The following is a 19,285-nucleotide window of genomic DNA, read 5'->3' as shown; positions in this document are numbered from 1 at the left end:
TTTTCGGGGGCTCAGCGAAAAGGGGCTGAGCGACTTTCATGATAGCCACCGTGCCCGGCCAATGCCCCCTCCGGAGACGCAAGGAAGGTCCCCGCCCGGTCTTCCGCGGCCTTGGACTGCTCCCAGCCGTTCTCTGGGCATCCAGCCTTTGCTTGCAAGCAGCCTGGGCCCAGTCCTCCGTCTCCGGGCAGGTGATCAACGGGACCACCGGACGGCCGGCGGTCAACCAGAAGGTGGAGCTTCTCACGCTGGGAGAGGGAACGAATGCCACCAAGGAAACCTTCACTGCTCAAGGAGGTCGATTCACCTTCGAGCAGGTCGAGTTGGCCCCTTCGAGCCCGCATATCCTGCTGCGCACCATCTACCGGGGTGTCAACTACAATCAGTCGCTGTCTTCCACGGCCGAGATGGAGGACCCTCAACTCCTGACCATCTACGAAACGGCCTCCCAGCTCGCCGAAGTCGGCGTATCCATGCCTTTCATGGTCGCCCTGGCTCACGGCAACGAGTTGCGGATCGAGCACCAATATCTCCTCACCAACAACTCCCAACCCAGGCGAACGCTGGCGAATTCCCTGTCGACCTTCGAGTTCGACACACCGGACTCCCCGCTGGATCTGAAGGTGTCGGTGCTGGGCCTGGGGAGAATTCCTCTGCCTCAGCGGCCCCTCATCCGGGACGGAGGCGGCTACCGGATCAACTACCCCATGAAGCCGGGAATCAATGAAATCTGGGTCGCCTATAATGTCAGGTTTCCCAGCGACGACAGACAACTGAAGTTTCGACTGCTCAACGGGACCGACCACTCTCAACTGTTCGTGAAGCCCTCCACCCTTGAAGTCACCGGCACGGGAGTGGTTTCCACGGGCACAGACTCCCGGACCGAGTCCGCAACCTTTCACATCACCCAAATCCCCGAGGGGGAGTTTCTCAACCTCAGGATCGTGGGCGAGGCCCCCGAACACTCCCCCCATGACGGCCACGACCACGGGGAGGATTCCCAGCTCCGGGTGGTCCGAATGCCGAACCGCATCTATGAACAGCGAACTCTCATCCTGGGAACCCTGGCCGCACTGTCCCTGGCCATCATCTTCTACGCGCTGGGACAGCAATCCCGGGAACGACTTCACCAGCAGCTGCGAAAGCGCAAAAAGAAGCGCTCCTGACAGCAACATGGCGCACCTTGAATACGAATCCAGACCCCGCCCTGCCGTGCGGATCATACGAGAGTGAAACAGGGGCCTCTTACGAACCTCGGAGTCCGCCCCCCCACCGGCTCGACTGCGGGCCGGATCTCCTATCCGGCGATCTCGCCGATTCCGTCCCCCCCACCGGTTCGACTGCGGGCGAAGCCCTTGTCTCACCGACTCCCCCTCCAGGGGGGAGTGATCCTTGAGGCCAGCACGAGACGTCTCGCCCGATTCCTGGGCAGGATGTAAACCTTGTTTGTGGTCTAATGGGTAAGCAACATTCCCGCTATGTAACGCGGGTATCACTCCCCCCTCGAGGGGGAGTCGCAGAAGCCGAGCCGAATGGCGAAGGCTGATGCGGTGGGGGGCGACGCCGCGCCTCCTAGATGCGGCCTCAGCCAGCCAAGCGAAGGCTGATGCGGTGGGGGCAAGTCTCAGCTCCGCATCGTGCGACCGGGCGGCTCAAACCGGTTGCAACAGGAGTAATTCGAATCAGTCCGGCAACGCCGCCTCGCGGGACTTACAGATTCCGCTAAGTCTCTTGGCTTTACACTGGTTCCACAAACTGCAGCTTCCTGAGTTGCGGCGTTTGTTTCAATCAAGTTCCGGAGTGAGCCGATGACTGCCGATGCCGCCGTAGTCGTCGAGAACGCCGAAAAATGGTTCGGGCTCAACCCGGCTCTGGCGAATGTTTCGCTGCGCGTCCACCAAGGTGAATTCGTGGTGTTGCTGGGTCGCAACGGCGCCGGGAAGTCCACGCTGCTGCGGGTCATGGCTCGACTGGTGAAGCCCCACCGGGGCCGGGTGCGGATTTGCGGCGTGGATGTCGCCCGGGATCCCGAGCGCGGCAGGGAGCGGATCGGCCTGGTGGCTCACCAGACCCTTCTCTATCCCGGCTTGAGCGCCAGAGAGAACCTGCGGCTGCATGCCCGGCTGCACGGGATCGAGGGAGCCGGCGAACGGGTCGCCGCCGCCCTGAGCGATGCAGGGTTGGACCTGAGCGCCGATCGTCCCGTACGCGGCTTCTCCCGCGGGATGCAGCAGCGCTTGGCCATTGCCCGGGCTACGCTGCACGGCCCCGAGCTGGTGCTGCTGGATGAACCCTTCACCGGGCTTGACCTCGAAGCAGCCGAGCTCCTTTCGAAGCGGCTGCGGCAATGGGCGGCAGCCGGGAGAACCATCGTCATGGCTACCCACAACCTGGAGCAGGGTCCGGAGGGCGTCACCCGCTGGATCCTTCTGGACCGTGGCCGCATTGTGACCGAATGGACCGGCGACTCCAGGGCGGCTCGCAGCCGCTACCGGCAGTTCCTGAAAGGAGCTCCTGACAGCTCGGTGGGGCCAAGGAACTGAGAACGAGGCGTTTGAGACAGCAGATCGGTTGCAACCGGATTTGAACGCGTTTCAGGAATAGCCGTTACAGTGAGGCGCAAGGGTGAAGTTCTGGAGCCAGACGGCAGCCATCTTGATGAAGGACCTCCTGACCGAATACAGGACCAAGGATGTCCTGACCTCCATGCTGCTGTTCGGGCTTCTGGTCATCCTGATGTTCAACTTCGCCTTCGAGCCCGATTCCGAGGAAATCAGGAAGTTCGGGCCGGGGCTGCTGTGGATGACCTTCATTTTCGCGGGACTCCTGGGAATGAACCGGTCCTTCGCCGGCGAAAAGGAGAACGACGCCCTGGAGGGACTGATGTTGTCCCCGGTGAAATGGAGCAGCATCTACCTGGGAAAGATGCTGGCCAACCTGATCTTCCTGCTGCTGGCGGAGGCGATCATCCTCTGCCTGTTCTCCTTCCTCTTCAACTACGGCATCTGGCCCAGGATCGGCTGGATGGCGGCCATAACCTTCCTGGGGACTCTCGGCTTCGCCTCGGTGGGCACCCTGCTGGCCGCCGTTTCCGCCAACACCCGTATGAGCGAGGTCATGCTCCCGGTGCTGCTGGTACCCCTGGTGCTGCCCGTGATCCTGAGCGTGGTCCTGGCAACCGCCGCCAATTTCGCCCAACCCCCGGAGGAGCGGGTGATGTTTTTCTGGATGCAGGTGCTGACGGCCTACGACATTATCTTCGTGACCCTCCCCCTGATGACCTTCGACTACGTCCTGGAGAAATGAGATTCTTGGTGCTGAGGTCCATATTTGGGTAATATGTCCCGATTGTTCGGTAGGCTCCGGCGCCGGAGCGGAAGGACCCCCATGGTCGGCTTGCACAAAGGACTTGGATTGCTGGCCCTGTTGGCCATGATGGCGGCTCTCTACGCCATCTTTGTGCTGGCGCCGGTGGAGCTCACCATGGGGATCGTGCAGAAGATCTTCTACTTCCACGTTGCTTCCGCCTGGGTGGGCTTCCTGGCCATCTACCTGGTGTGCTTCTGCAGCCTCCGATTCCTGCGAAAACGTGACCGACAGTGGGACGTTCGGGCAGCCTCGGCGGCCGAGGTGGGCGCGGTCTTCCTGACCCTCAACCTCGTCAGCGGGCCCATCTGGGCCAAGCCGGTGTGGGGGATCTGGTGGACCTGGGACGCCCGGCTCACCACCACCTTCGTTCTGTGGCTGATCTACATGGGCTACCTGATGCTGCGCCGCCTGGTGGACTCGCCCGAGCAACGAGCCCGATTGAGCGCCGTCGTCAGCATTTTCGGCGCCGTGAACGCCCTGGTTGTCTACATGGCCAACCGCTGGTGGCGGACCCAGCACCCCCAGCCGGTGATCGCCGGCGGCGAGGATTCCGGCCTGCATCCGGACATGTGGTTGGCTCTGTCGGTGACCTTGCTGGCACTTGCTCTGCTCTTCTTTTGCCTCTGGAAAATGGGGTGCGACCTGGAACGATGCCGGGAATCGGTCGAAAGTCTCCGGCGAACCGCCCAGCGCCACCTGAGGGAGGTCCGATGAATCACTACCTGCTGGCGGCTTACGGGATCATGTGGCTCATCCTCTTCGGATATGTCTTCAGTATCGGCCGACGCCAACTCCGGTTGCAGCAGGAATTGGCCCGCCTGCGGGAGGCCCTGGAAAAGGCGGAAGACGACTGACCCCTGTTGGTGCGATTGGAGCGCAGTTGGACATGAACCATTCGGCCGGTCCGAAGATCGACGTCCAGGAGCGGGGAGCCCGGGGGCAAAGCCTGGATCGCCGCCTGTTCCTGCAACTGCAGGTCTTCGGCAACTGCACCCGTCCCGAGCCGGTCATTCGAACCCTGGAGCAAAGCGCCCGCAACCTGGTCCTCTATCAGGACCTGAACGATCCCAAGGGCATTGCCGTGCTGGGCATGAGCGAGGACCCCGCCTATTTCGTGACGGGATGGCGGGATCTCTTGAACTCTCCGCCGTTGGAAGGGCTGGCGCCCAAACCCGAGCTGACCATGCTGGGGAGAACCTATGCTTCGGGATTCGAACCCGACCTGGAGCACTGGTTGCTGCACAAGGCTCGCAGAACCGTGCTCAATCCGGACTGGCCCTGGGCCATCTGGTATCCTCTCAGGCGCTCCGGCGCCTTTGCCGGGCTGGAGCCGGCCCAGCAGAGCGCCATCCTGCGAGAGCACGCCACCATCGGACGGGCTTATGGAGAGGCTGATCTGGCTCACGACGTTCGCCTGGCCTGTCACGGGCTGGACAAGAACGACAACGACTTCGTGATCGGCCTGGTCGGCCGGGATCTCCATCCTCTCTCCCACATCGTGCAGACCATGCGGAAGACCCGCCAGACCTCCCAGTACATTGAATCCCTGGGGCCCTTCTTCATCGGCAGGACCCTTTGGCAGAGTCCCCTGTCTCCTACGGAATGACCTTCCCCTCCCCGCTGGACAACTTCCCGGGTCCCGGAACGAGCAGGGAAAGGGCATCGGGCTGAAGGGTTACCGACTGCGGCAAGCAGCCAATCAGCTCACCGTCGATCTGGACTCCTGTTTGCGGGCTGCCCTTGACCAGGACGGAGCGGGTGCGGAACTGGAGCACGTCCGGAAGACGAGGGTGCCTCCGGCGAACCACGTTCCAGAAATAGCGGGGAAAACGCCATCGGCTCCCGTTCTGAAAGAGACACACCTGGAAGTCTTCCGAAAAGAGGTCTGCCTGGCCGGCAATCTGAAACCCTCCGCCATAATTCCTCGCTCTGGCGATCACCGCAAAGGTGGCCTGGCTGGATTCTCCCTCCGCCTGCACCTCGAATGGGGTAAAAGGGTAGCTCAGGAGCTGCCGCAAGCTCGCAATCCAGAAGGCCCCCTGTCCCAGCAGTGCTTTCAGTCCTCCATGCACCGAACCCACAACGGCGGCGTCCACTCCGATACCGGCCATCAGAACGAAGGGCCGGCTACCGACCCGGCCCAGGGCAATTCGCCGGATCCGACCGGTCCGGAGCAATCCGGCCGCTTCGACCCAATCCAGGGGCAAACCGATTTCTTGCGCCAGGACATTGGCCGTGCCGGCAGGGATCACCATCAGGGGAACCCGGGACCCCGCCATGCCGACGACGACTTCGTTGACGGTGCCGTCTCCCCCGCATGCCACGACCAGGTCGCAACCCCTCTGCACGGCCGATCGGGCCAGACCGGTGGCATGGTTGGAGCCAACCGTCTCATGGACCTCCACCGTCAGTCCGAATGAGCGAAGGCGCTCCAGGACCGCCCGAAGCCTGCGGAACCGCCGGTACCTCAACCGCCGGGCCGCGGGGTTGTAAATCAGGGCCGCCTTCGAAAAATGCACGGGTGCCGGACGACCGCTCCCGCGCAAGGCAGGTGAATCACCCGCCGGCAGATTTCCCGAGCTGCCTGCTTTCAATTCCAAGTTCCCTCAGTTTCTGGTGCAAGCTCTGCCGGTGAAGCCCGATCTGGGCGGCCGTTCGGCTCACGTTGCCTCCGTTGGCTCTCAGGCGGGTGGCAATGTAGTTGGATTCAAACTGTTTCCTGGCTTCCCTGTAGGGCAGCGACAGCCAACTGCCGGAAGGTCGACCCGGATCCGCTTCTCCGAGCATGGACCGCCCCTCCGGACCCATATCGGACCGGGACGGCAGCTCACGGATTTCGGGAGGGAGATCATGCACCTGAATGGTCGAGGACCGCCCCAGGACGACACAGCCCTCGATGACGTTGCGCAGTTCGCGAACGTTTCCCGGCCAGGAATATCGGTGCAGCCGATCCAGGGCGTCGGTCGCCAGGGAAATGCCGGGTCTCCGGTGGCGGGAGGCATAGATCTCCAGAAAGGACTGAATGAGCAGGGGAAGGTCCTGGGATCGCAGCCGCAACGGTGGAATCTCCACGATGACGACCTTCAAACGAAAGAACAGGTCCTCGCGAAACCGGTCGGCCGCCACTTCCGCGGCAATATCCTTGTGAGTGGCGCTGAGAATCCGGACATCGACCGGGATGGCCCGGTTGCCGCCCAGGCGTTCGACCGTTCGTGCTTCCAGGGCGCGAAGGACCTTGGCCTGGGTCACCGGGTTCATGTCCCCGATCTCATCCAGAAAGAGGGTTCCCCGATGGGCTTGCTCGAACCTGCCGGCACGTTCCCGGGAAGCTCCCGTAAAAGCGCCCTTCTCGTACCCGAAGAGCTCGCTTTCGATCAGGGATTCAGGCAGGGCCGCACAGTTCACGGCCACAAAGGGCCCCGCCGCTCTGGGACTGCGTGCATGGATCTCGCGAGCCAGCACCTCCTTGCCGGTGCCGCTCTCCCCCTGAATCAATACGGTGACATCGGTGGCGGCCAGCTTTTCCGCGATCTCGAAGACTCTCAGCATGGCGGGACTCTTGCCGATCAGCCCTCCAAAGTGTCCGTCGCTCAGCACTTGCTTTTTGAGTTCCCGGTTCTCCTCCTCCAGGGCGATCCGCTCCAGGGCCCGCTGCACCGCCAGCCTGAGCTCGTCGATCTCGAACGGTTTGACGATGTAGTCGTAAGCCCCCGCCTTCATGGCCTCGACCGCGACCCTGGCCGCTCCGTAGGCGGTCACCATGATGGTGAGCGGGGGATGCGTGTCCTGCTCCAGGCTGTGGAGCAGCGCGATCCCGTCCTCGTGAGGCATGTTGATGTCGGCCAGCATGACACCGGGCCGATGCAACCGGATCAGCCGCCGGGCCTCCTCGGCGCTGCCGGCCTCGAAGACCTGAATCTCCGGACCCTCCAGAGCGCGGCGAATGCCATAGCGGGCCGCCGGCTCATCATCCACGATCAGGATTCTGTGCATGTCGGTTCCTCTTCCAGGGCTGGAATCAAGGGAAGGGTCACCTCGAAGCGGGCGCCTCCCCTCTTGGAAACAGGGCTGTGACAGGAGATTTCTCCGCCGAGATCCAAAACCCGGCGCTGGGCCAGGGCAAGGCCCAAACCGGTACCTCCGGGCTTGGTGGTGTAAAAGGGCCGGAACATCTCCGATTGGTCGCCGGCCGGGATGCCGGGACCCTCGTCCTCCACCCGGACCCTGACCCTCTTGTCCCTGTCGGCGCCAATGATGGCGCTGCCCAAGGTGATTCGGCTGCCGGCGGGAGCAGCCTCCAGGGCATTCACCACCAGGTTCTGAAAGATCTCCAGGAAGATCTCTTCGTTACCCTGCACCGGCAACGGCTGCGCACTCCGTTTCATTATCAGCCGAACCTGCCGGCGCTCCGACTCGGCCTGGAACATCTGTCCGATCCTTCCCAGCACCGGGTCCAGGTCCAGGCTGGACCGGCCGGCCACGGTCGGCCGGGAGAAGGTCAGCAACTGGCCGACGCTGTGACTCAAGCGGTCGATTTCGCCGTTGATCAGACCGAGATCGCTCCGGTACTTGCTTTGGACCTCTCCATCCTCCTGCATTAGCTGAACGATGGTCTTGATCGAGCTCAATGGATTCTTGACGTTGTGGGCCACGGCGGCAGCCATCCGGCCCAGGGACACCCACTTGTCGCGCTCGGCCAGCTCCCGTTCCAGCTCGATCTTGCCCCTGGCCAACCTGCAGTTCTCCAGGGCGCCAACGAACTGGGCAGCCACCAGCTGCACTCCCGCCTGCTGTTCGGTGGAAAGGCGGCCCGAGGCCGAGGCTGCCTGCAGTTCTCCGATGGTCTGTTCCCCCTGCTTCAGGAGGAAACGTTCCGCCGTGTCCCGACCGGCTCTCCTCTTCCCTTCCCCCTCTCCAGCCGCAGAGGATTCAGAATAGAGCACCAGCCTGGCCTGCTGGAGCCCAAGCTCCGATCTCAGCAGGTTCTCGGTAAAACGGACCAGTCGATCGATCTCGACGGTAGACCGGGAGACTTCCTCCAGCCTGGCGGCCATGCCGCTCAGACGAGCCATTTCCAGCGAGAAGAGCTGGCGAACCGAGTTCTCCAGCCAACGCTTCAGCGGCTGGGCCAGGGCGAAGAGCGCCAGGATCATGGCGGCCTCCACCAGGACGCCCGGAAGCTCAAAGCGATCCTCCAGGAAGTCCCTCAGGCCCCTCACCACGAACAGGTAGATCACCAGCAGGAGAACTCCGACCAGGGAGAATCCCAGGCTGCGCTGGATGGCCACCTCGAAAAATCGATAACGAAAAATGTAGTAGCCCAGCAGCCCACTGGGAAGATTCAACCACAACAGGAGGACCGTCTCGACGGTAGCGTCCATTCGTTCGGGTGACCCGTGGTCGAAGACCCAGTAGGCCAGGAAGACCAGGACAGCCACGGTCAGGAAGATGGCGATCGAAATTCGATACAGGCTGCGCTCCCGCGGCCTGTCGTTGGCTCTCAGCAGACGCCACTCGATCAGGACACAAACCATCAGCACCAGGACGAACCAGGCGGCAAACGGTTTGGCGTACGAGAGAGGGGCCAGGATCCTTACCGGATAGGCCTGCAGAAACTCGGCAAACGCCCAGGGCAGAAAGATCAGGGGAGCATAAGCGCCAATCTCCCAGACCCAATGACGGGGAATCATCGGCTTGGGAAGCTTGTCCGCCTGAAAGATCAGGTGTACGTGGAGCAACAGGGACGGCTGGAGCGCCAGGGCGACATAGGCCAGCGGATCGACCCCGACCGAAAGGAGGAAGGTGGTCATGGGGGTGAGCGCGAGGCTCTCGAACACCAGGGTAAGGCAGTTGCAGAGGTTCCAGAGGAAGAGGCAACCGACAAGCACCAGCAGGACCCGCTCCAGCTTGCCGATTCGCCGGTAGCGCTTGATGAGCACGAAGAGAGAGACCTGGAGCGCCACGCCCAGCACGAAACCAACCAGTTTTACGACCAGGAGCAGTTGCATGGAACAACCGAAGGGCAGGCGGGCAGGGGCGACTGAGGGGAGCCGGAGAGGTCAGGGATCGAAGCCGCCGGCCTGCTCGAAGGCATGCGCCGCGTTCAGAACCACCTGCTCGTCGAAGTGTTTTCCCAGAAGCTGAATCCCGACGGGCATTCCCTCGGGCGTGCGGCCGCAGGGCAGCGAAATGCCGGGAATGCCGACGAGGTTGGCAGTAATGGTGAATATATCCGAAAGGTACATGGCCAGCGGATCGTTGGTCTTCTCGCCCAGGCGAAAAGGAGGGGTGGGAGAGGTGGGTGAAATCAGGAGGTCCACCTCTTGGAAGGCCGCTTCAAAGTCCCGCTTGATCAGAGTTCTCACCTGCTGCGCCTTCAGATAGTAGGCGTCGTAGTAGCCGGAGCTCAGCACGAACGTCCCCAGCATGATCCGGCGCTTGACCTCGGCTCCGAATCCGGCGTCCCTGGTCTCCCGGTACATGCTGGACAGATCGCCCTGTCCCGGTATCCGCAGACCATAACGGACGCCGTCATATCGGGCCAGATTGGAACTGGCTTCGGCCATGGCAATCACGTAGTAGGTGGCAATGGCGTAGTCGGTGTGGGGCAGATCGACCTCGATCAGGCGGCACCCCAGATGCTGAAACAGCTTCAAGCCTGCTTCAATCCTGGTCCGGACCGGCTCGGAGACTCCGCTCTGCCGATACTCACGGGGTATTCCGATTTTCAGGCCTTCAATCGGTTGACCCAGCCCGCCCGCAAAGTCGGGCACATCCACCGCCAGCGAGGTGGCATCGAGCGGGTCCTTGCCCGAGATCACCTTGAGAATACCGGCCACGTCCTCGACGCCGTGAGCCAGGGGACCGATCTGATCCAGAGAGGATCCGAATGCCACCAGCCCATAGCGCGATACTCGACTGTAGGTGGGCTTCATGCCGACCACACCGCAAAACGACGCCGGCTGCCGAATGGAGCCTCCGGTGTCCGTGCCCAGCGCCGCTACCGCCATATGGGCGCCCACTGCCGCTGCCGAGCCGCCGCTCGAACCGCCGGGAACGTGGTCGCGGGAGTGAGGATTCCGGGTTGGCTGAAAGGCGGAATTCTCCGTGGACGAGCCCATGGCATATTCGTCCAGATTGGCCTTTCCAAGAAACACCGCCCCGGCGGACTGCAGCCGGTCAATGACGGTGGCGTTGTAGGGAGCGACAAAGTTCTCCAGATTCCGAGATCCGCAGGTGCAGCGGAGACCCCGAATCAGGAGATTGTCCTTGATGGCCATTGGCAGTCCGGCCAGCTCGGGAAGCGGCTCTCCGGCCCGCTTCATACGATCGATCCGCTCGGCCTGGCCGAGGGCGAAGTCGTTGTCGTAGTGCAAGAAAGCCCGAACCTCGGAATCCTGCTCTCGGATGCGGTCCTGGAAGGCGCGGCAAATCTCTACGGCCGAAGCGTCGCCGCGCTCGATCAGACTCTTGATTTTCCTGGCGGTCAGCTTCTTGAGATCCATGAAACCCTTCCGTCCGAGTGGTTGAGGTTCAGGAAGAACCGGATTACTTCTCCGAGATCACTTTCGGCACCTTGAAGTGACCCGACCCGGTTGCGGGACCATTGCCCAACGACTGTTCCTGGGAGAATCCCGACCGGGACCGGTCGGCCCGCCAGCTATAGTTCTGCTCCGAGGTATGGACGACCTGCGCGGTAGGCTCGATACCACTGGTGTCCAGTCGGTTCAACTGCTCCACGTAATCCAGAATGGAATTCATCTGGCCGATGAGTTCCCGCTTTTCCTCTTCGGTCACCGCCAACTGGGCCAGATTGGCGATGTAGTCCACCCGTGCGCCATCGATTTTCATGTCGGAATCCTCACTTTCTCCGATCCAGGCAGGCTGCGGCAGCCGCCTGGATCCTGGCTCGAAGCTCCTTGTCCGCAATCCCGTGAAGGGGCAGCTCGACGGGAGTCGAAATTCTCCTGGGAGGTGCTGGGGGCGGTGTCGGCGGCGCTTGCTCCACCGTGGAGTCGATCCGGAACGCCACCCGGGTAATGTCGGTGCCGAGCGCCTGGTTGAGCCGTTTCACGATCTCCCCCCGGAGGGCGCGCAATTGCCGCTTCCAGCTGGACGAGGGCACCGCAACCACCAGCCTGGATCGACTGACTTCGACAGGCCGGGTACGACGGGCCAGGTGCTCGCCCACGATCTCATTCCAGAGAGCCGCCGCCACCTGCTCCGGCCAGTGTCCATCGGCCGCGTACTGACGGAAGAGATCGGGAAGCAAGCTCGCAAGCGGTTTCATCTTGTCCGAAAGCCCCCGGTTTCGGAAGGAGTGGATAGTGGTCAGTGGATAGTGGCTAGTTGTTTAAATCGATGCGTTATTCCCTTCGTCGATCTCCGCGAAGTCCATCTAAAATGCACCCGGCTCATGGGCGCTTGACCATTCCCGAAGCGCTTCACTAAACACCGATCACTGACCACTGATCACTAATCACTCTCCACTAAACAGCCTGTCAGTGCTTGATGGCTTCCCAGTAGGACACGAACTCGAACTCGGGGCTGTTGGACCGATTGTGGCAGGTCACACAGGAATTCGGCCCCAGCGGCTCCATCTTGACCACGGTCGGCTGCTGGCTGTGTTTCCGACCCTGACCGTGGCAGGCCTCACACTGAACGTTTGCCAGGTGGGCGGTGCGATAGAGATCTTCAAACCCACCCGGCTGCCCCGAACCGGTCACGTGGCAGATGACACACTGGGTATCGAACTCCTTCCTTTCCCTGACAAGGATGTCGATGGCATGGGCGTGGGCCGAGCTTTCCCAAATCTGGAAGGCCTCCACATGACAGGTCCCGCAGGTTTGGGAGGTTACAAAATCGGAATCGGCGTGATGCCGGTGGCTGCCGTGGCTGTGGCTATGGCCGTGGTCGTGACCGTGGTGCTCGTGACCGTCGGCCTGGGCGGTTTCTAGAGCCATCGCGGTCTGTTTGGCCGAGATGTCGGCCTTGGCCTTCACCATAAAGGCTGCCATATCGGGGTCGTCGGCCACACGACGGGTCAAGCGATGATTCAAGGGCTGCACTGCCGCCCGGCCCGATTTCATCGAAAAGCGCAATTCCCCCAGGCTCTTGGCTTCGTCTTCGGCGTATACGATGGTCGACCGGCTGATCTTGATGGGCGGCATCGCCGTTTGATGCTCGAATCCGTTGAGAATCATATCGATGCCGTTGTGGTCGATAGCCAACTGGATGGCATCGCCAAGGGGCATGCAGGCCAGTGCAATCACGTAGTCGCACTTCTCTCTCAACTCGGGCAGCCATTTCTCCGCGCTCTCGGATGGATTCCCCCAGCGGTAGCTCGCACCGCTCCCGGAGGAATGTTTGCTGACCGCAAATCCGATGAAGCCGACCCGGAAAGCGGAGGCGGAGGGCGTCGGCGGCATGGTCTTGATCACATAGGGATCGAGCAGCGGATCGCCCGATTGGTCGGAAAGCAGGTTGGCGGAGATAAACCGCCCGTTTTTGCCGAGTTCCACTCCCAGGGCCTGAAGTTCCTCGACGTCGTTGCCCCCGATGTTGAAAACCTCGACTCCCAGCAGCTCCATCCCCTGCCAGAGCCACTCGTTCTTGATCGCCCGATCAGGACCCAGCCGCTGCATGAAGTTGCCGATCTCCACCTGGAGGGCCGGACGGGCGGGAAACTCCCGGGTCCTCTCCCTGATGATGTTTGCTCGGCGAGCAAGACCGCCCGCGGGATTGCGCGGTCAGCCGCAGGGTTCGAGATTCCCCCGAACGTTTCCGGTAAAATAGATGCTGAAGTCGAAATCGGAACTCTGGATTTGGGGCGCCGATCGGACCTGGCCAATGACCGCCAGCACGGACAAAACAAAGCCGGCGCCATAGCGCAAACGCCTATCGATCAATGGAAACATCCTCCTCGCAGGCAGGCCGGTACCGGGTGGCCGGAACCCCGGAATGGACCTTTTCTATCATACCGCCCGGAAGTTTGTAAACCGGGCGGGCCAGCTGGTGGATCGGCGGCCCGGACTCTCCATGACGGCCGCTTTCGGGAGGCATTTCAAGGATGTCCAGCCACATGCCCGCCGGACTCAACTCTCCCTCCCCACGCCTGATTCTAGCATCCGCCTCGCCCAGAAGACAGGAGCTGATAAAGCTGCTCCGGTTCGACTTCGAGGTCCGGGCTAGCGGCGTGCCGGAGGAACCGCGGCGGGGTGAATCCGCCACCCGATTGGTGACGCGTCTGGCCCGGGCCAAGGCCGAAGCCGTCCGCGATACCCGACCGGACGCCTGGGTGGTCGGAGCCGATACGGTGGTGGTCTGCGGCTCCGAGGTTCTGGGAAAGCCGGACTCCATGGAGGCGGCGGGCGTCATGCTGCGCAAACTGAGCGACCGCACCCATGAGGTGTTGACGGGCATCTGCATCCGGCACCGGCAACTCCGGCATGCCAGCTACGTCGAGACTACGGTCCGCTTCGCGGCGCTTTCCGATAGAGACATCCAGGAATACGTGTCCACCGGCGAGCCCCTGGGAAAAGCCGGAGCCTATGCAATTCAAGGCTACGCCTCCCGATTCGTTCAGCATATCCACGGCTGCTACTTCAACGTCGTCGGGCTGCCCCTGGCCCACCTCCACAGGACACTCATGCAATTGGGGTTCCCGCCCGATGGATAATTTCTGCCTACAGGCGCTGGTGCAGGAACTCCGGGACTTGCTGCCTCAGAAGAGAATTCGCAAGGTCAGGCAAATCGATGACCGCCAATTCCTCTTCTCGCTGCATCGCCCCTCCCCGTTCGACCTGGTTGTGATTCTGGATCAGCAACTCCCCTGTCTCTACTTGCGGCCCAAAGAATCACCGGCAGACTCGCCGACTGCCTCGAGCGACTGGCTTCTTTCGTTACGGAGCCACCTGACGGGGGGCGCCATCGTCGCCGTCGAAAAAGAGCTGGGAGATCGGTCGGTTACCCTCGCCATCGAGGAGGTAAAGTGGCCTTCTTCAGCCAGAACCCACCTTCTGCGCCTGGAACTGATTCCCCTGCGGGTCAACGCCTTCCTGCAAGACGACCAGGGCCGCGTTCTGCGAGCCTTTAGACCCCATCAGCCTGCCGCCGGTCCGGCGTCCGGCGCCGGTTCCGGCCTGGAAAGCCTCGACAGGCAGGTGCTCCACGACCTGATCCTGGATGCCTGCCGGGGGTCCGGAAGGAAGAGTCCAAGGACCGCCCGGGACGGTCGCCCCGGGAAGGGAATCCGAGGTCTGAGTCCTCTCTTCCTTCGAGAGATCGTTCACCGATGCCAGACGGACCCGGAGGGGTCGTGGGAATGTATACAGGAAATGATTCAGCGGGTGCGGCATGGACCCGTTACTCCTCGAACTTACCCACCCGCCAAGGACAGCCAACCCTGGATCTGCACTCCTTTCCCGCTAACCCACCTGGGGGGTTTTCCTCATCGGGAATTCCCCAACATGAACGCCGCCGTGGCCGAGACCTGTCGGCTTTACCAGGATCGCCAAGAGTGGTTCCAAGGGCGCCAGGGCCGGCTCTCGCGGTTGCGACGGCGAGGCAGGAAGCTGACCCGACTGCTGAAAGACCTGGAAACGGACCTGGAAAAGAACCGCCGGGGCCAAGGTTTCAAGAGATACAGCGACCTGCTGCTGGCCCAGGCTCCGGGGTTGCCCGCGGGCCGGACATCCGTGCGCCTTCCGGACCTGTTTCAGCCGGATCAACCCGAGGTGACGATTCCCCTGGAGCCCCGGCTCACGGCGCTCCAGAACGCCACCCGCTATGCGCGGCATTTCCGGAAGTCGAGCCGCGCCATTCCCAGGATTCTGACTCGGCTGGAAGCGGTTCGGGCAGAGCTTGCCGCCCTGGAGGAAAAACAGGAGCAGCTTGACCGGACAACCTCTCCGGCCGAGCCGGAGCCGGCGCCCGCACGTCCGGATCCAATCCCTTCGCCGACGCCGTCCGGGGCCGGACCGCGCCGCTCTTCCAGGGAAGAGGCAAGGGCGGAACTTTCGAAGCTGGCTCGCCGGTTTGTTTCATCGGAGGGGTCGACCATTCTGGTGGGCAGGGGGAACCGGCAAAACGACGCCTTGACGGGCAAAGTGGCTCACGGCCACGACTTCTGGCTGCATGTGGCGGGATATTCGGGATCCCATGTGGTGCTGCGAAATCCCGACAGGCGCTCTGAGCCCTCGGGGCCCTCGCTGCTGGAAGCAGCCCAGTTGGCCGCCTATTTCAGCCAGGCCCGCAACGCACCCCGGGTCGAGGTGCACTATACGCAGAAAAAGTTCGTCACCAGGCCCAAGGGAGGAAAGCCGGGTGTCGTCCGGCTCAGGCGCTTTCAGTCCATCGCCGTCCACCCCTGCATTCCCGACCTGCCTGAAACAAAAAAAGAGTGATCCACGAAGAGCCACGAAGCGCGACGGCTGTGCCGCATCGGCACTGGCTGAGTTCATGCAATCCCGTGCACGCCCTCTTGAGGAGCAAGAGCGATTGGAAGAGGCGCCACCCGGGAGCGCGGGCGTCCCGCCCGCTTGCTATCCCGATTCGTGCCGCTCAGTTTCCCTGTGATGTGGCGCCCGGCCACCCTGCCGGCGGGTACGGCATGGGCTCGGCCGAAGCAGAGTCCTGGCGCCGTTGCCGGTCGAGGCAGGTGGAGGAGATGAACCAGGCTGTGCCAAGTCTTGTGCGGGCGGGACGCCCGCGCTCCCGGGTGGGCTTCATCCCCTGACTCCGTCGCAGCAAAGGAGCTCCTTCGGTATTCGTGTCCATTCGTGGTTCCTCTTTAACAACCATCGGCAGTTTCTTCCTCCAATGATCCGCACACCAGGGCGGCGGCTGGACTTGCCGGAAGCGACAAGATAAGAGTGATCATCTTCAAGTGGGACCAAGCCGGCGAATTGACCGTCATGGTTGTCTTGAGAGTGCGTCATCGGAGGGAAGCCTATGTCTGAGACCGAAACCGTTACGCTGAGTCGGGCGGACTACGACGCCCTGATTGCTCGTCAGGAAGAGCTGGAAGATTTGGTGGCGGCCAGGGAAGCCGATGATGGGAGCCGCATCCCGCACGAGGTCTTTCTGAGAATCATGGACGGGGAGAACCCAGTCGCTGCCTGGCGGGCGTTTCGCGGCATGACGCTGAGAGCTCTGGCCGAAAAGACGGGGTTTGCCAACGGCTATCTCTCCGAAATCGAACGAGGTCTCAAGACCGGCTCCGTGAAGGCCTTGAACCGCATTGCGGCAGCGCTGGACACAAGGATTGACACCCTCCTGGATTGAAGGGGCGACTGGCCCGCATATCCGCCAATCTATCCATCCAACCAGGGAATCTTGAAGTTCAGGGACTGAAGCTTCTCCTCCAGCTCCTTGCGCTCGCGGTTGGGCTTGAGGCGGGGGCCGTCATAGTTGAGAAGCCCGAATTGAGAAGCCAGTTCCTTGGCTTCCTCCGGGCAGTCGGCGGCCAGCATGCGGATAATCTGCTGCTCCCGTCGGGAAAGGGCGGTGGAATGAAAACGGTAGTCCTGGAAGGCTTCCCAGGTGATGGGGCACCAGCGGCTGAGAATTTCCTCGCCGATGACGGTGGCGTAGCTGCGGATCTCCCACTGGGCGTGGGCATCCATTCTCAGGGCCAGGAAGTGCAACAGGTTGTGGAGGTCGATCTTCCAGTAGGCCTCGGTATAGGTTGAGAGCGGAAGGTCCTTGCGAGCCTGCTCTCTGGCGACGCCGGCCTCCAGGCGTTCGCGGTAGAGCCGGCGGCTATCCTGAATCAGAATTGATTCTCCTTCGGAAAGCTCCGAGCCGACTTCGCGGGTCAGGAATCCCGTGCTGCCCTGGCGGTTGCCCCGGGATTGCTCCCGCCACTGGTCGTCACCGGTCAGTTGAGCCGAATCGATAGCCTCGGAATAGCGGGTCGAGTACTCGTTGACACTGGCCGTTCGGTGGCGGATCCACTGGCGCCAGCAGTCCATCGGCACCCGGACGTGCAGCTTGATTTCGCACATCTCGAAGGGAGTCGTGTGACGGTGCCGCATCAGGTATCGAATCAAGCCGCGGTCCTGGTGGACCTTCTTGGTTCCCTTCCCGTAGGAGACACGGGCGGCCTGCACGATGGCCTCATCCGAACCCATGTAGTCGATCAAGCGGATGAAGCCATCATTCAGGACCTTGAAGGGCTCCCCGAGGATTTCGTCCAGCGCCGGAACGCTGAGGCGCTCGATCTTGCCGCTACCGTCCATGAGGAGTCGTGACCTCGATCAAGGATTCTCCCGCTGACGGCGGGAATGGGTTGGCGCCGGGGGAACGGGGGTAATCAAGCCCGGGACCGGGATTGACTGGGGAGAAGACCGGGAATCAGGCTCGACCGGCGGGCCGGCTCGGGGGCCGATCAGGGCAGATCGGTCGATCCCATCAGAAACCGGTCCACACCGCGAGCGGCCAAGCGGCCCTCGGCGATGGCCCAGACCACCAGCGACTGTCCTCGCCGCATGTCACCGGCCGCAAAGACTCCCGGCTGGCTGCTCATGTAGTCGCCGTCCGCCTCCACATTGCCGCGAGCATCCAGCTTGACCCCCAATTGCTTCAGCATGCCGTCGGACTCCGGTCCCAGGAAACCCAGCGCCAGCAACACCAGCTCGGTCTCCACCTCAAACTCGCTTCCCGCCACTTCCCGCATGGGACGGCGTCCGTTTTGGTTGGGTTCTCCGAATTCGACGCGAACCGCATGCAGCTTTTCCACTCGACCATTGGAGCCGCTAAACCGCTTGGTGTTGATGCTCCAGTCCCGAAAGCCGCCCTCTTCGTGGGAAGAGGAGGTTCTCAGGATCATCGGCCAGTAGGGCCACGGCATGGAGGGAGTCCGTTCAGGCGGAGGTTTGGGCAGGAGTTCCCAGGAGCGCACCGAGCGGGCTCCCTGCCTGAGAGCCGTCCCGTGGCAGTCCGAACCCGTATCTCCGCCGCCCAGGATGGTCACTCGCTTGCCCTTGGCGGTGATGCCCTTCCCTGGAATCTTCCGGTCTCCAGCCACCCGCCGGTTCTGCTGCGGCAGATAATCCATGGCCAGATGGATGCCGTCCAGCTCCCGGCCCGGGACGGGCAAGTCGCGGGCCTTGGTGGCCCCGCCCGCCAAAACCAGAGCGTCGAAGTCCCGCCTCAGATCCTCCACCGCCACGTTGAATCCGACGTTGGCCCCGGTCCTGAAGAGGACACCCTCTTCCCGCATCAGATCGAGGCGACGCCGCACCACCCACTTTTCCAGCTTGAAATCGGGAATTCCATAGGTCAGCAGCCCCCCGATGCGGTCGGCGCGTTCAAGCACGGTGACCCGGTGGCCCACCTTGTTCAACTGGTCCGCGCAGGCCAGGCCGGCCGGACCCGAACCCACCACGGCCACCTTTTTCCCGGTACGAACGGCGGGAGGCGTCGGTTTGATCCAGCCTTCACGGAAGGCATGCTCGATGATGCTGATTTCGATCTGCTTGATGGTAACCGGTTTGTCGTTGATTCCAAGCACACAGGCCTCTTCGCAGGGCGCAGGGCAGACCCAACCGGTAAACTCGGGGAAGTTGTTGGTCTTGTGCAGTACCTGGATGGCTTCCTGCCAGCGGTTTCGATAGACCAGGTCGTTCCAGTCCGGAATGATGTTTCCCAGAGGACAACCGGTGTGGCAGAAGGGAATGCCGCAATCCATGCAGCGGGCCCCCTGGCTCTGCACCAGGGAGTCGGCAGGTTCCCGGTACACCTGGAACCAGTCCTTGAGGCGCTCGTCCACGGGTCGGCGGGGGGCCATCTTCCGGCCGATTTCCATGAATCCCGTCACTTTTCCCATGGCTTCTCCGCCTCGGAGCCACTGAAAGGAGCCCTGCGGCCCTCCCTGAACCCTAGTGTCCTGTCCGAGAAATACAGAACACCATCT

General features: G+C 62.4%; 19 protein-coding genes. 9 read left to right on the top strand and 10 right to left on the bottom strand.

Annotation, left to right across the window (positions count from 1 at the left end; genetic code table 11):
* Positions 1-152: 152 nt before the first annotated feature.
* The 6 genes from OXI69_05645 to OXI69_05620 all read left to right on the top strand — a co-directional run bounded on the left by OXI69_05645 (position 153) and on the right by OXI69_05620 (position 4,975).
* Complete coding sequence (locus OXI69_05645; protein MDE2665613.1) at positions 153-1,166, top strand: hypothetical protein; 1,014 nt, start codon at positions 153-155, stop codon at positions 1,164-1,166.
* A gap of 642 nt (positions 1,167-1,808) precedes the next feature.
* The gene (gene ccmA, locus OXI69_05640) at positions 1,809-2,543 is read left to right on the top strand and encodes a heme ABC exporter ATP-binding protein CcmA (GenBank protein ID MDE2665612.1); all 735 of its coding nucleotides are present in this window, start codon (positions 1,809-1,811) and stop codon (positions 2,541-2,543) included.
* 82 nt (positions 2,544-2,625) lie between these two features.
* Positions 2,626-3,306: a heme exporter protein CcmB gene (locus tag OXI69_05635; GenBank protein ID MDE2665611.1), complete on the top strand. Its 681-nt coding sequence runs from the start codon at positions 2,626-2,628 to the stop codon at positions 3,304-3,306.
* An 81-nt stretch (positions 3,307-3,387) separates the two neighbouring features.
* Positions 3,388-4,083, top strand: a complete 696-nt coding sequence (gene ccsA, locus OXI69_05630; GenBank protein MDE2665610.1) for a cytochrome c biogenesis protein CcsA — start codon at positions 3,388-3,390, stop codon at positions 4,081-4,083.
* Positions 4,080-4,223: a CcmD family protein gene (locus OXI69_05625; GenBank protein ID MDE2665609.1), complete on the top strand. Its 144-nt coding sequence runs from the start codon at positions 4,080-4,082 to the stop codon at positions 4,221-4,223. Before ccsA ends, OXI69_05625 begins: the two co-directional genes overlap by 4 nt.
* Positions 4,224-4,255: 32 nt before the next feature.
* Positions 4,256-4,975: a chlorite dismutase family protein gene (locus OXI69_05620; GenBank protein ID MDE2665608.1), complete on the top strand. Its 720-nt coding sequence runs from the start codon at positions 4,256-4,258 to the stop codon at positions 4,973-4,975.
* On the opposite strand, the gene OXI69_05615 is transcribed toward OXI69_05620, so the two are convergent.
* From OXI69_05615 to OXI69_05580, 8 genes are all read right to left on the bottom strand, one after another.
* Entirely contained in the window at positions 4,965-5,888 is a 924-nt protein-coding gene (locus OXI69_05615) for a diacylglycerol kinase family lipid kinase (protein MDE2665607.1), read from the bottom strand. The two genes, OXI69_05620 and OXI69_05615, sit on opposite strands and share 11 nt — an antisense overlap.
* Positions 5,889-5,925: 37 nt before the next feature.
* Positions 5,926-7,362 (bottom strand): sigma-54 dependent transcriptional regulator, encoded by a 1,437-nt coding sequence (locus tag OXI69_05610; protein MDE2665606.1) that lies wholly within the window; start codon positions 7,360-7,362, stop codon positions 5,926-5,928.
* Positions 7,347-9,377: an ATP-binding protein gene (locus OXI69_05605; protein MDE2665605.1), complete on the bottom strand. Its 2,031-nt coding sequence runs from the start codon at positions 9,375-9,377 to the stop codon at positions 7,347-7,349. Before OXI69_05605 ends, OXI69_05610 begins: the two co-directional genes overlap by 16 nt.
* Before the next feature lie 51 nt (positions 9,378-9,428).
* Positions 9,429-10,874, bottom strand: a complete 1,446-nt coding sequence (gene gatA / locus OXI69_05600) for an Asp-tRNA(Asn)/Glu-tRNA(Gln) amidotransferase subunit GatA (GenBank protein ID MDE2665604.1) — start codon at positions 10,872-10,874, stop codon at positions 9,429-9,431.
* Positions 10,875-10,917: 43 nt separating this feature from the next.
* A complete protein-coding gene (gene gatC, locus OXI69_05595) occupies positions 10,918-11,220 on the bottom strand; it encodes an Asp-tRNA(Asn)/Glu-tRNA(Gln) amidotransferase subunit GatC (GenBank protein MDE2665603.1) in 303 nt (100 codons plus the stop codon).
* Between the two features lie 10 nt (positions 11,221-11,230).
* On the bottom strand, positions 11,231-11,659 hold the full coding sequence (locus tag OXI69_05590; GenBank protein MDE2665602.1) for a DUF721 domain-containing protein: 429 nt from the start codon (positions 11,657-11,659) through the stop codon (positions 11,231-11,233).
* 211 nt (positions 11,660-11,870) lie between these two features.
* Complete coding sequence (locus OXI69_05585; GenBank protein MDE2665601.1) at positions 11,871-13,013, bottom strand: multiheme c-type cytochrome; 1,143 nt, start codon at positions 13,011-13,013, stop codon at positions 11,871-11,873.
* A gap of 105 nt (positions 13,014-13,118) precedes the next feature.
* A complete protein-coding gene (locus tag OXI69_05580; protein ID MDE2665600.1) occupies positions 13,119-13,277 on the bottom strand; it encodes a hypothetical protein in 159 nt (52 codons plus the stop codon).
* A 161-nt stretch (positions 13,278-13,438) separates the two neighbouring features.
* On the opposite strand from OXI69_05580, the gene OXI69_05575 reads away from it, so the two are divergent.
* The 3 genes from OXI69_05575 to OXI69_05565 all read left to right on the top strand — a co-directional run bounded on the left by OXI69_05575 (position 13,439) and on the right by OXI69_05565 (position 16,653).
* A complete protein-coding gene (locus OXI69_05575; protein ID MDE2665599.1) occupies positions 13,439-14,047 on the top strand; it encodes a Maf family protein in 609 nt (202 codons plus the stop codon).
* Positions 14,040-15,773 (top strand): NFACT RNA binding domain-containing protein, encoded by a 1,734-nt coding sequence (locus tag OXI69_05570; GenBank protein ID MDE2665598.1) that lies wholly within the window; start codon positions 14,040-14,042, stop codon positions 15,771-15,773. The genes OXI69_05575 and OXI69_05570 overlap by 8 nt, the downstream gene beginning before the upstream one ends.
* Positions 15,774-16,320: 547 nt before the next feature.
* A complete protein-coding gene (locus OXI69_05565) occupies positions 16,321-16,653 on the top strand; it encodes a helix-turn-helix transcriptional regulator (protein MDE2665597.1) in 333 nt (110 codons plus the stop codon).
* Positions 16,654-16,682: 29 nt separating this feature from the next.
* Here OXI69_05565 and thyX read toward each other — a convergent pair whose 3' ends face one another.
* Both thyX and OXI69_05555 read right to left on the bottom strand, forming a co-directional pair.
* Positions 16,683-17,609 carry an FAD-dependent thymidylate synthase gene (thyX, locus tag OXI69_05560; GenBank protein ID MDE2665596.1) on the bottom strand — a complete coding sequence of 309 codons (927 nt, stop codon included), beginning with the start codon at positions 17,607-17,609 and terminating at the stop codon, positions 16,683-16,685.
* A gap of 149 nt (positions 17,610-17,758) precedes the next feature.
* Positions 17,759-19,198, bottom strand: coding sequence for a glutamate synthase subunit beta (locus OXI69_05555; protein ID MDE2665595.1), 1,440 nt, complete (start codon positions 19,196-19,198; stop codon positions 17,759-17,761).
* Positions 19,199-19,285 lie beyond the last annotated feature (87 nt).

Source organism: Acidobacteriota bacterium (assembly GCA_028875575.1).
Lineage (GTDB): Bacteria > Acidobacteriota > Terriglobia > Versatilivoradales > Versatilivoraceae > Versatilivorator.
Note: the sequence above shows the minus strand (reverse complement) of the source record. Positions and strands in the feature narration are given on the sequence as shown.

Excerpts from the sequence above, each read along its gene's own strand:
- OXI69_05620 (MDE2665608.1), top strand. The coding sequence starts at position 4,256 with ATGAACCATTCGGCCGGTCCGAAGATCGACGTCCAGGAGCGGGGAGCC.
- OXI69_05565 (MDE2665597.1), top strand. The coding sequence starts at position 16,321 with ATGTCTGAGACCGAAACCGTTACGCTGAGTCGGGCGGACTACGACGCC.
- OXI69_05590 (MDE2665602.1), bottom strand. The coding sequence starts at position 11,659 with ATGAAACCGCTTGCGAGCTTGCTTCCCGATCTCTTCCGTCAGTACGCG.
- ccsA (MDE2665610.1), top strand. The coding sequence starts at position 3,388 with ATGGTCGGCTTGCACAAAGGACTTGGATTGCTGGCCCTGTTGGCCATG.
- OXI69_05570 (MDE2665598.1), top strand. The coding sequence starts at position 14,040 with ATGGATAATTTCTGCCTACAGGCGCTGGTGCAGGAACTCCGGGACTTG.
- ccmA (MDE2665612.1), top strand. The coding sequence starts at position 1,809 with ATGACTGCCGATGCCGCCGTAGTCGTCGAGAACGCCGAAAAATGGTTC.
- OXI69_05605 (MDE2665605.1), bottom strand. The coding sequence starts at position 9,377 with ATGCAACTGCTCCTGGTCGTAAAACTGGTTGGTTTCGTGCTGGGCGTG.
- OXI69_05555 (MDE2665595.1), bottom strand. The coding sequence starts at position 19,198 with ATGGGAAAAGTGACGGGATTCATGGAAATCGGCCGGAAGATGGCCCCC.
- OXI69_05575 (MDE2665599.1), top strand. The coding sequence starts at position 13,439 with ATGTCCAGCCACATGCCCGCCGGACTCAACTCTCCCTCCCCACGCCTG.
- gatC (MDE2665603.1), bottom strand. The coding sequence starts at position 11,220 with ATGAAAATCGATGGCGCACGGGTGGACTACATCGCCAATCTGGCCCAG.
- OXI69_05625 (MDE2665609.1), top strand. The coding sequence starts at position 4,080 with ATGAATCACTACCTGCTGGCGGCTTACGGGATCATGTGGCTCATCCTC.
- OXI69_05585 (MDE2665601.1), bottom strand. The coding sequence starts at position 13,013 with ATGCAGCGGCTGGGTCCTGATCGGGCGATCAAGAACGAGTGGCTCTGG.
- thyX (MDE2665596.1), bottom strand. The coding sequence starts at position 17,609 with ATGGACGGTAGCGGCAAGATCGAGCGCCTCAGCGTTCCGGCGCTGGAC.
- OXI69_05610 (MDE2665606.1), bottom strand. The coding sequence starts at position 7,362 with ATGCACAGAATCCTGATCGTGGATGATGAGCCGGCGGCCCGCTATGGC.
- gatA (MDE2665604.1), bottom strand. The coding sequence starts at position 10,874 with ATGGATCTCAAGAAGCTGACCGCCAGGAAAATCAAGAGTCTGATCGAG.